The sequence below is a fragment of the Arthrobacter sp. CAN_A1 genome (assembly GCF_015751665.1).
Taxonomy (GTDB): Bacteria; Actinomycetota; Actinomycetes; order Actinomycetales; family Micrococcaceae; genus Arthrobacter_D.
In genome coordinates this window covers 1-11120 of the sequence record NZ_JADOUR010000023.1, presented here as the reverse complement: position 1 = coordinate 11120, position 11120 = coordinate 1, and the positions used below count along the sequence as shown (strand labels likewise).

General features: G+C 59.9%; 11 protein-coding genes. 9 read left to right on the top strand and 2 right to left on the bottom strand.

All coding sequences use genetic code 11. From position 1 onward, the window contains the following. Positions 1–614: 614 nt before the first annotated feature. The 8 genes from IWX62_RS15750 to IWX62_RS15715 all read left to right on the top strand — a co-directional run bounded on the left by IWX62_RS15750 (position 615) and on the right by IWX62_RS15715 (position 5498). Positions 615–1421, top strand: coding sequence for a hypothetical protein (locus IWX62_RS15750; RefSeq protein ID WP_196842363.1), 807 nt, complete (start codon positions 615–617; stop codon positions 1419–1421). Next, positions 1421–1870 (top strand): phage holin family protein, encoded by a 450-nt coding sequence (locus tag IWX62_RS15745; protein WP_196842362.1) that lies wholly within the window; start codon positions 1421–1423, stop codon positions 1868–1870. The genes IWX62_RS15750 and IWX62_RS15745 overlap by 1 nt, the downstream gene beginning before the upstream one ends. Beyond that, positions 1867–2460, top strand: a complete 594-nt coding sequence (locus tag IWX62_RS15740; RefSeq protein ID WP_196842361.1) for a DUF3618 domain-containing protein — start codon at positions 1867–1869, stop codon at positions 2458–2460. Before IWX62_RS15745 ends, IWX62_RS15740 begins: the two co-directional genes overlap by 4 nt. A 49-nt stretch (positions 2461–2509) precedes the next feature. Continuing rightward, positions 2510–2977, top strand: a complete 468-nt coding sequence (locus IWX62_RS15735) for a DUF4383 domain-containing protein (RefSeq protein WP_196842360.1) — start codon at positions 2510–2512, stop codon at positions 2975–2977. Positions 2978–3070: 93 nt separating this feature from the next. Beyond that, positions 3071–4153 carry a fatty acid desaturase family protein gene (locus IWX62_RS15730; protein ID WP_196842359.1) on the top strand — a complete coding sequence of 361 codons (1083 nt, stop codon included), beginning with the start codon at positions 3071–3073 and terminating at the stop codon, positions 4151–4153. Between the two features lie 53 nt (positions 4154–4206). Continuing rightward, complete coding sequence (locus IWX62_RS15725; RefSeq protein WP_196842358.1) at positions 4207–4644, top strand: MarR family winged helix-turn-helix transcriptional regulator; 438 nt, start codon at positions 4207–4209, stop codon at positions 4642–4644. A 113-nt stretch (positions 4645–4757) separates the two neighbouring features. Then, entirely contained in the window at positions 4758–5012 is a 255-nt protein-coding gene (locus IWX62_RS15720; RefSeq protein ID WP_196842357.1) for a hypothetical protein, read from the top strand. Between the two features lie 105 nt (positions 5013–5117). Next, positions 5118–5498 carry a hypothetical protein gene (locus tag IWX62_RS15715; RefSeq protein WP_196842356.1) on the top strand — a complete coding sequence of 127 codons (381 nt, stop codon included), beginning with the start codon at positions 5118–5120 and terminating at the stop codon, positions 5496–5498. A gap of 281 nt (positions 5499–5779) precedes the next feature. Here IWX62_RS15715 and IWX62_RS15710 read toward each other — a convergent pair whose 3' ends face one another. Both IWX62_RS15710 and IWX62_RS15705 read right to left on the bottom strand, forming a co-directional pair. Continuing rightward, positions 5780–6388: a DNA-binding protein gene (locus tag IWX62_RS15710; RefSeq protein ID WP_196842355.1), complete on the bottom strand. Its 609-nt coding sequence runs from the start codon at positions 6386–6388 to the stop codon at positions 5780–5782. 271 nt (positions 6389–6659) lie between these two features. After that, a complete protein-coding gene (locus tag IWX62_RS15705; protein ID WP_442859276.1) occupies positions 6660–7742 on the bottom strand; it encodes an IS630 family transposase in 1083 nt (360 codons plus the stop codon). Between the two features lie 789 nt (positions 7743–8531). Here IWX62_RS15705 and IWX62_RS15700 point away from each other — a divergent pair. Continuing rightward, positions 8532–10940, top strand: coding sequence for a putative bifunctional diguanylate cyclase/phosphodiesterase (locus IWX62_RS15700; protein WP_196842354.1), 2409 nt, complete (start codon positions 8532–8534; stop codon positions 10938–10940). The last annotated feature ends 180 nt before the right edge of the window (positions 10941–11120 follow it).

Here is an 11120-nt window from a genome sequence, read left to right as displayed (position 1 = left end):
GGAGACGGTTTTGCTTCCCGAACTTACTGCAGCATAATCAAGGAACTGACCCGCACGGTGTCGAGAAAACTCCACCACTCAGCGGGACGTAACCCAGAAACGCTGGCCCGTGAATACCGACTGATGTGACTAGCGACGGGCCGGTGCGACCAGATCGTAAGTAATGGCGAGAGCGACCTAAGCGCGCCGTACAACGTTAAAGCCGTATAAGACCGGGGAAGACGCTCTCCCAGCCGAGGAGGGGCAAGGCCAGGTGGTCTTGCCCCTCCCCTGTTTAGGTACCCCACTGTGAGCGATGTTGGCTGGACAGACACCTTCGGTTTAGCCTTCCACGCACTGGTCGGCTCACTAAGAAGCTTTTACCAGGCGGAGAACTTATTGCCCTTCCCTTGCGGTTAGACACTCAGCATGCTTAGGTTCTTACGTAACAACTAAGCATGCTGTCTTTGTGGCGTTGATGGATGTAGCGCTCCACTGTCAAGGATGTCGTCAAGCTTTTCCCGCACTATGTGAAGCAGCGGTTCTCTAGTTTGTGGCGCGCCACATCCCATGCCACATCCCATGCCACATCAAGGGCCGAGGGTATCTTTCGGCCGTTTACTGAAGGAGAAACCATGAGTACCCAAAACTGGTCGGAAGACCCGATAGTCCCAGTGTCGCCTGCGCACGGATCTGGTAACCCGGATGGTGGGCAGTCATCGTCGGGCCACGCGAAGGACGAAGCGAAGAATGTTGGTCATGAAGGAGCGGACGCGGCTAAGGGAGTTGCCCAGACCGCTGGGGCGGAGGCGAAGAATGTTGTAGGAGAAGCAAGCGCCCAGGCGAAGAACTTGCTCGGCGAGTTGGGATCCGATCTGAAGGATCAGGCTGGTGCCAGCCAGCAGAAAGCTGCCGAGGGCCTGCGTTCTATCAGTGATGAGCTGTCCTCGATGGCAGATAACGGGGACCAGAATGGTCCCGCAAATGACCTGGTCCGCCAAGCCGCCCAACGCTCGGGCGACGTCGCAGGCTGGCTGGAAGGCCGCGATCCAGGATCACTACTTGAAGAAGTCAAGGGTTTCGCCCGCCGGCGCCCGGGAACGTTCCTGATGGTGGCAGCGGGTGCCGGTCTGCTCGCCGGACGACTGACTCGTGGGCTGGCCGGAGCAGGATCTGATGATCAGGATGCTACCCCAGCTAATCCCGCACCCGAGTACCCGCCGACAGTGCCCACGCAGCCGACTACGGGGAGCGGATTCGGCGCGCCCACTACCGCGACACCGGTCACCACCTCCACAGGAGTCCTTGATACCGAAACAGGTGTCACGGGGCGAGAGCAGACTTCGACAAGTGATCCTCTGGCCGACCCCCTGGCCACCGAGCCAATCATTGAATCAGGCCGGCAGACCCAGGGCGGGCCACTGGACAGGGATCTGCGCTGATGAGTGGAACACACACCGGAGGTTCCCCAGCGTATGAGCCGCCGAGGAGCGAGGCCGAGGGCCGGGCAGCCAATGAATCGCTGGGTTCACTCCTGAGCGATGTCAGCCGCGACCTTTCGACCCTGATGCGTCAGGAATTGGAACTGGCTAAAGCCGAGTTACGTGAAACCGGAACCCAGGTGGGTAAAGGCGCTGGAATGCTCGGCGGAGCCGGCGTAGCAGGGCACTTCGTTCTACTGTTCCTGTCCCTGGCCCTGATGTGGGGTTTGGGTGAGCTGGTCGGTCTCGGCTGGTCCTCAGTGATCGTCGCAGTGCTCTGGGGAATTGTCGCAGCCGTCCTCGCGATGAAAGGCAAGAAGGAACTCAAAGCCGTCCGCGGCATGCCTGACACCGCTGAAACCCTCAAAGAAGTCCCTTCCACTCTGAAACCAGGTGAGCACACCCCATGAGCCAGACACCAGAACAAATCCGCGCCGACATCGAACGGACACGAGCCGAACTCGGAACCGACGTCGATGCCGTAGCCGACAAGGTGAACCCCTCAAACATTGCCCACCGTCAAACGGACAAAGTGAAGCACGCCGCAGGAAACGTAAAGGACAAAATCATGGGCTCTGCCGACAACGTCAAAACCAATGTCATAGGTTCCGCCGAAAATGCCGGCGGTGCGGTGCACGACGCCCCGCACCAGCTCACCGACAAAGCCAAGGGCAACCCCCTCGCCGCGGGGCTCATCGCCTTCGGCGCCGGCATGCTCGTCGCTTCGCTAATTCCCGCAAGCGAAAAAGAGAAGGACGCCGCGTCAGCCCTGAAAGACAAAGCCCAACCACTGACAACCGAAATCGCTGACTCCGCCAAACAGGTCATGGAAGACCTGAAAGAACCCGCCCAGGACGCAGTGAACTCGGTCAAGGAAACAGCGGCTGACTCAGCTCAAACCGTGAAGGACGAAGGAACCGGCGCCGCTTCGGACCTCAAAGACAAGTCCCAGGACGCCAAAGACAACGTCCAATCCAGTCACAACAGCGGCACCGTCTAACACTCGCCGGGATCTAAGGAATCCCCACACACACCTCTAGGAGGGAACAATGACCGCATCACATCAACCGGTTCGTCAGGACCGGGAAAAAACCACCATGCAAAAGGCCGCCATGGCCGTAGGCATCGTGTTCGTGCTCTTCGGTGTCCTGGGATTCATCCCCGGGGTCACCACCCAGTTCGACCAGATGGACATGGCAGGGCATGAATCTGAAGCCCTCCTGCTGGGCCTGTTCCAGGTCTCGATCCTTCACAACATCGTCCACCTGCTCTACGGCGTCGCTGGCCTGGTGCTGGCACGGACGTACGCCAATGCAAAAAACTATCTCCTGATCGGAGGTGTCCTCTACCTGGTGCTGTGGATCTACGGACTGGTGATAGACCTCAACTCAGACGCCAACTTCGTGCCCTTCAACGACGCGGATAACTGGTTGCACCTATTCCTGGGCGTCGGAATGATCGCGCTGGCACTGAGCCTGAGCCGCAAACGGGACCACGCCACCACAAACCGGGTCTAAAACACCACACCGCCGGGGCCTCTCATGAGGTCCCGGCGGCTCCCCCTCCCCCTCCCCCACCCCCGTAAATTCTTTCCCTGCAAGGAAATTTAGATGAGCACAACCACCCCGGTCCGAGCAGTGCGTGTGGCCAAGCCCAACGACGTCGTCGCGTCGTACTCGATCCTGCTCAAGCAGGTGCGCAAGGAAGGCTTACTGAACCGACGCCGCCGTTTCTACGTCTCGGTCTTCGCCACGCTGGCGCTGGCGATGGGGGCGGCCTGGACGGGGTTCGCCCTGCTGGGTGACACCTGGTTCCAGTTGCTGATCGCCGCGGTACTCGGCATCATCTTCACGCAGATTGCGTTCCTGGCCCACGAGGCGTCCCACCGGCAGATCTTCAAGACCCGTAGCGCCAACGACTGGTCAGGGCGGATCTTGGCGGCCGGCGTCGTCGGCATCAGTTACCAGTGGTGGATGAATAAACACACCCGCCACCACAACGATCCCAATGTGGTGGGCAAGGACCCCGATATTGAGATCGACACTATTTCCTTCATCGAGGAAGACGCAGCAAAGGCCAAAGGGTTCCACGCGTGGATCACCCGCCGCCAGGGCTACCTGTTCTTTCCCCTCCTCACCTTCGAGGGCCTGAACCTGCACGCCAAATCGATTAGCACCCTCTTCCGCCCGGGAGCCGTCCAGGGTCGCTGGATTGAACTAGCGCTCCTGGCCGTGAGATTCGGCGCCTACCTGGGTGTCCTGTTCTGGTTCCTGCCCGTCGGTATGGCCTTCGCCTTCATCGGCGTCCAGATGGCCGTATTCGGCATCTACATGGGCGCGTCCTTCGCCCCCAACCACAAAGGCATGCCGATTATCCCGAAGAACAGCAAGCTCGACTTCTTCCAGAAGCAGGTCCTGACCTCACGGAACATCAAGGGCGGATCCTTCGTCAACAACGCGTTCGGCGGCCTGAACTTCCAGATTGAACACCACCTATTCCCTGACATGCCGCGCCCGCACCTCCGCCAGGCCGCACTGATCGTCCGTGAACACTGCGAACGCCTCAAGGTTCCCTACACCGAAGTCGGGGTCGCCGCGTCCTACGGCGCCGTAGTCTCCTACCTCAACCGTGTAGGACTAGCAGCCCGCGACCCCTTCGACTGCCCCATGGTCAATAAGTACCGGCGTTCATAGATGACCCGTCTTGACGTCAAACGTGGCATCGAACGAAAAAGGGGGTCCACGTAATGTTGGATCTGGACTTGGACCAATGGTCAACGAGCCGTCTGCTGCTGACAGCCACCCGTTTAGTGGAAAACGCGTGGAGCAAGGAACTCGCTGATTTCGGAATCACCCACGCCGGGCTGACAGTCCTGGTTGTGATCACCCTGCAGGGCGCGGGAACCCAAAGTGAAATTGCCCGGAGCGTGCGGGTCCAGCCACAAACCATGATCAGGATCCTGGATAACCTCGAATACAAAGGTTTCGTTGCCCGCGTACAAACCAGCGTCAACCAAAAAAAACAGCTATTCGCCATCACTCCCGCGGGCAGTAAAGTTCTTCATTCAACCGCTGAAATGGAACAGAACATTTTACCGCGAGACCAGCTCCCGGACGGGAGCGTACGTCGCTATCTGCAGCAAGCAATCGCTGAACTCACCCGCCCTCGCACCCGTGGCATGTGACCTATGGCTCGTGGCCTGTGGCCTGTGAGGCGTCACAGGGCAAACGCCGCCGGCGCCCATTTCGAAGATCAAACGATGAAGTGCTCTCGGGCCCGACCGGAAGGGAGCTTTTCGTGAAAATTGTTCTCCTTGGCGCGATTGGACTCACCGGTAAACATGCCCTAGCAGCTGCGCTGGATCACGGCCATGATGCGACAGTCCCGCCCGCGATCCTGCCAAGCTTCCGGCGTCGGTTACTGCCCGTATCAGAATCAGGGTCGGAGAACGCCTCGATCACCCGCGTGGATCTTGGAGCGTTCCTCATTGAAATCGCCAACAAGAACCGATCAGTAAACCTGGGCCGGGTAAGTGTCGGTGCCGGGCTTTAACGTGGTGGTGCCGGGTCCCTGAAGGGCTTTGGGGGCGACTTCCAGGACACCGGCACCGAGGACCGTAGTCTCGACCCGGCCCTCGTCACTTGCACCCGGTGGGAGGTGCAGGTTCACAGCCTACTGACGTTTGATGAGAGTGACCAGAGTGGCGGCGGCGCGATCGGTGAGAATAAACGCTATCGGTGGTACTACGACGATTTGTTGGACAGGTGGATTGAGGGCCTTGTGATGCGTGAGGAACCGATCATGCTCACTGAGGTCGAACTGGATTTACCGTCTAATCCTGCCCGTGATTTCCCGGAACCGTGGCGGGTGTACGTGTGGATTCGCTACCCATCGAGCGCGTACCGGGTGCAGGCTCACGCGAGAGCGTGGACGAGAACGGCCGTTAAGGTGTCCTTCTTTGAGCCGGGCATCAAGATCCAGCGTGAAGGCTGGGTGTGGGTCGGCTCGGTCACTCGAGCCGCACCGGATGAAAAATAGCGGTTCTCATCGTTGGTCTAGTCCTGGGCGTATTTGGTGCGGGCTTCCTTCGCTGTGGTGCCGAGTAGCTGGGACACATCGCGCCACGTCGCGCCCCCGTGGCGGGCAAGTTTCACCGCTGCGGCTAGTTCCCGCTGTGAGCGTTCTAGAGCCGCGTGTTTGGCTTCGATCAGATCCCGCCAGCCCTCGATGAGCCAGCCCCCGTTGTTCTTGTTTTACCTGCACAAGGAAATCCGGTTCCCCCTGGTGCTTTTCTTCGCTAGGAGTCTGCCCTTACTGGTTCACTTTTTGTTTGGTGTCTTGGTGGTTGGTGGTGTGATGCGCTGGATGAGTGCGTCATGGCTTTGTTGCAGCGTGTCAGCGCGGGCACGCGCGGCTGCCAAGTCATTAGCGTGAGTGCCCGCGTCGGAGCGGGCACGCTCAGCTGCGGCCTCCGCCTGGTGCACACGTGCTTCCGCGTCCTCCGCCCTCGTCACGGCAGCCAAGAGTTCTGTGTTCAACGCCGCGGCCTCCGCATTCTTTTCGCTGGTGATCCGATCGAGGTCTGCCACGAGCTCGGCCAGCTCAGTATCTTTGTCTTGGCCCTCTTTCACCCAGCGGGCTTCGAGGGCTGCATGCTGCTCGGCAGCCAACGCCACGGCATCAGCCCACACCGATCCGGCCAACCGCGCCGCTTGGTCAAGCAGCGGTTGCGGTGTAGCAGCGATCCGTGAGCCGGCAACAGCGCTCTCTTCCCTCCACGCCTTCAAATACCTGGTGGCGTCGGCGTTGGAGACGCCTGCGGCTTCCCTGACACTGGACACCGTGGGGTTACGCTCGGCACTGATTTTCTCGGCGGCGGCGTACACCCTGTCCCTGGCAGACCCTGTCGGGCTAACTTGCTCACTCATCACAGCGGATCACTCCAAAAGTAGTAGGAATAGTAGTCATACTACTATTCCTACTCGACTGCGGCTATACGTCGACGCTGGTTTGATGGCTCTCCGTGGTTCGTGGTGAAAGTCGGGTTCGTGTCGTAAGCGCATAAGGGCTCGTGGCCCTGCTGGGATGGATGTTCTTGACGCATTCATCACTGACAGGAACCACGAGCCTTGATCGAGCCTACTGCTCAGCGCCCTGACGCTGCCACTACTGTTTTCAACCTGCCCGGTTACCGGGTAACTAGTGCTCCGTGTTAATGGTTTGTTTGCGTTTCATCTTGCCTAGGAGGTACTCCGCTGATTTGGTCCAGGTGAATGGTTTGGCGTCTTGGTTGTAGTTCTCGATGTAGCGTTGCATGGTTTGTTCCAGGTCTTTGACGGAGCTGAATGTGCCACGTTTGAGGCATTGGCGGGTGATGATCCCGAAGAAGATCTCCACCATGTTCAGCCAGGAACAGCTGGTCGGGGTGAAGTGGAGGGTGACCCGCGGATTGGCGTCCAGCCAGTCCAAGACGTTCTGGTGTTTATGGGTCGCGTAGTTGTCGCAGATGACATGCAGCTCGATCCCGGGGTGGGCGTCCGCTACGCGGCCCAGGAAATCGACGAACTCGATGTTGGTGTGCTTTGGGTAGAAGGCGTTCGCGCTGAGTTTGCCCGTGAGGACCTCCAGAGCGGCGAATAGGGTCGTGGTGCCGTTGCGTTGGTAGTCATGGGTCTGCTGCAGCGGGTGCGTCGGAGACAACGGCTGATCCGGGCCGGTACGGGACAATGCCTGGATTTGGGTCTTCTCATCGACACTGACCACCACCGCGTTTTCCGGCGGAGACATATACAGGCCCACCACGTCCCGGAGCTTGAACTCCAGGGCGGGATCGGTGGAGAACTTGAAGGTCTCGATCCGGTGCGGCTGGATTTTCCAACGACGCCAAATCCGGGCCACAGAGGAAAAGGAGACTCCGTGGCGTTCGGCCATGATGCGGGCGGACCAGTGCGAGATCCCCAATTCGGCCGCCGGTTTCCCGTCATTGGCCAGGGTGTCCGCGATCAAGGCAAGTTCATCGATTTCTCGCTCCCGGCCCGGACGCTGGACATCGGACAGGGCCTCGATCCCGCCCTCGGCATAGCGGTTGCGCCACTTCAAAACCGTGGGCGCTGAAAACCCCGTGATCTGCTCGATCTGGATATTCGGCATCCCGGCGGAAGCCAACAAAACTGTGCGTGCCCGCAACGCTAACGTCGCCGAGGAAGAATTCCCACGCGTCAGCACTTCCAAGGCGCCCCGGTCCCCGTCACGCAATTCCAAAGCCCTCGCCAGATAAACCATGGATCAAGTCTGACAAAGATCAGACACAAAGGAACCAACGACACGCTACACTAGGTTCCACCGGAAGAACAGCCAGAATCAGTCAGCTGGTAAGTTGACTTACGCTCAAAGGTCGTCCGACACCTTGAAAAGGCGTGCGCCGATCTCATCAAGATTGTCTACTCCATGCCAAGTTGTCTCCCAATGCGGCTGCGGCCCGGACGCTACGGACCCCTTTTTCCTCCGATTATTGGAGCCTGATTTGCCGCCAAACGTTCGTTCTCCGGTGCTCGCGCGAAGAATCCTGTTACGTTCCTCTCAGCGCTCTTTTTGCAACGGTCAGCAAAGTCAGAAGTTCTGCTTTTTCCGCCCGGGGAACCGCGTCTGAAGCAGCCACCAGTTTCCTAGCAAGCTGGATCAGTGATGACGCGCTCATGTTCGCAGCCACGGCATAACAAACCTCGTGATCGAGAGGGTTAATCAAGGACACACACAGCTCCGTGAGGTCCTGTTCAACGGACGCAGCCCCAAATCGCTATCCAGCCTACGGCTGCTTGCCCTTCAATGGTCGCGCCAACGTAGAGACGGTGTCCTGCATTTCTGCTTCTTCTTCCATTCACGTCAGCCTATGCCTCAGCCTTGCGGTTTATGTTCCACCTGCGCTGCCATGCACTCACAGAAATAGAACTACTGGAAGACCTGATATACCTTACAAGCCACACGTTTCTACCGAGAGTAGGAATAGGAGCCACGCCTACCCTGTACGTTCGGCGGCGCCATCGCTCAGGCGGACATTCTAAGGGGAGAGTGATGGCACGGTCCGTAGGACTTCGGCCACTGGACACGCGGGTGCCGGTCTCGGATGCGTATGCAGGCGAGACAAGATTCAACAAGCTGCGGCTATGGCTCGCTAAAGCGGTCGTGGTGCTGATAACGCTCTTCGTGGTGGCACTGATGACGGGTCCTCAGGACGGTTCGGACGTCACCTTGACGAGCACCATCGGCAACGCACTCAATCTGGCGATAAGTGCTCTGGCGTGGCTTGCCGTGGCCCGTGCGCGAACCCATCGCCTCGAGATAGCCCTCGGCGCATCGGCAGTCACCGCGTTCGCCTTCGGCGACCTGTACTACGTCCTGGCCTTGGGCGGCTCGGACGCCGTCGGATACAACGTTGTGGCCGACCTCGCATACCTGGCCTTCTATCCATTGATAATTGCCGCTCTGACACTGGTGGTGGTGCGGTATACGCGACGGGCGCACTGGCCGGTGCTCCTGGACGGCATCGTGTGCGCCCTCGGTTCGACTTCAGCCATGATGGTGGTCCTTACGCCGTTGATGAATACGTCGTCCACACAGTTCACGCTCGAGTCGGCTATCGCCGTGTCTTATACGTGGCTGGATGTCGCCGCGGTCGCTCTGATGGCCGGGGTTTTGGGCTGTCGGGGTGCTTATCTGGGGAAGCGCTGGCCGTTCCTTGTCGTGGGACTCATCATCTTCTCGGTGGCTGATGTACTTTATGCCCTAAACCTGAACAGTTATGTGTTAGGTACGCCGCTGGATGCGGGGTGGGCGGTGGGGATGGCTCTGATCACGGTATGGCTTGACGCTGCTGCGAAGCCGGATACACGAGTGGTCACGGGAGTCCCGGCACTCATCGTGCCGCTCGCGGCGACGGGCGGGGCGTTGGGCGTCCTGGTCATCGGCAACGTGAGCGACATTCCCGCTGCGGCCGTGGTCTTGTCCGCCTGCACTTTGGCTCTCGCGACGATGCCGTTGATTTTCCGGCACCGTCTCCTGCACTCCATGGCCAGGACGGATGAACTAACGGGCTTACCCAACCGTCGAGCCTTGCACGCGGACGCACCCCGGCTCCTGGACGGTGGCGACCAGGGTTCGATCCTGCTCCTGGATCTGGATCGGTTCAAGAACGTCAACGACGGGCTCGGGCATGAAGCCGGTGATCTCCTTCTCCAGCAGGTGAGCGGGCGGCTTCGTGCGCTCCTCCGACCCTCGGACCTTCTCGTGCGGCTGGGTGGCGACGAGTTCGCCGTCGTCCTGCCGAAAGTTGACCGGAACGCGGCACTTGCGACAGCAGGCCGGATCCGCGACGAGATCAGCAGGCCATTCCAGCTCGGCGCGACGCTACTTCAGACGAGCGCAAGTGTCGGAGTCGCCCTTTTCCCGATCCACGGCAGCGACCTGCGCGTCGTGTTGAGAAGGGCCGACGTCGCGATGTTCCGGGCGAAAGCTGACCACTCGGGCACCCATGTCTATGGGAGCGAAGATCACGACGACGGCGCCGCACGGCTCCGCTCCGTGGAAGAGCTGCGCACGGCACTGACCAACGACGAGCTGCTCCTGCACTACCAACCAAAAATCGATCTGCTCACGGCGTCGGTAACCGGGGTCGAGGCCTTGGTGCGCTGGAACCACCCGGCGCGCGGGCTGCTTTTCCCGGATGCGTTCCTCCACCTCGCCGAAGAGGCCGGTCTGATGTCCACCCTCACCGAGGTGGTCCTCCGGAAAGCAATGGATCAGATGGTTGCATGGCGTGGCACAGGCATCAGCCTCAGCGTGGCCGTCAATCTGTCCCCCACGTGCATCGACGACCATCTTCCGCAGCGGGTCACAAGCATGCTCACCGAGCGGGCACTGGCCCCCTCGACGTTGGTCCTGGAGATCACCGAACAGATGCTCATGAAGGACGGCGGACGCACCGCGGCGGTACTCCGACAACTCCGCGCCGAGGGCATCAGAGTCTCGATCGACGACTTCGGGACCGGGTATTCTTCCCTTGCCTACCTGCGGGACCTGCCCGTGGACGAGTTGAAACTGGACCGAGCCTTTCTAACCCATGTACACGACGACAAGCGCGCCGCGGATCTGGTCTCGTTCATCATCGGTTTAGCGCACAGCCTCGGCCTCGAGATCGTCGCCGAAGGCGTGGAGACAAGCGCCGATTACAATATGCTCGCCCGCCAGGGGTGTGACACCATGCAGGGATACCACATCTCACCACCCGTCTCCGCACCTGATCTCGCCCGATGGCTGGCCAATCCCGGGCTCGCAGGGAGAACACCAGAGAGTTCCCATGGTCGCGTCAACGGGATGAACAGCCCGACCCAGTCGACCTTTCTCGAACGCGGTGCCGCAGGAAGCCTGGGTTCAGGGGGTTCCCATCGGGTGCAAGCGGAGAATCAACCGGCGGAGGATCTTTAGATTTAGCCTTTCGTTCTAACGCCTGAATTGTCACCATTAAGACCACATTCAAGGCGTCCAAAATAGAGCAACATTATGGGAGTGAGGTTACGTCCCGTGGGGTGGTGTAGTTTCCCGCGGTGAGCGCGTTGCTCCGGCGACGTGGTGAGCCATCGTGCGATGGTCAGTGAGTACCGATCA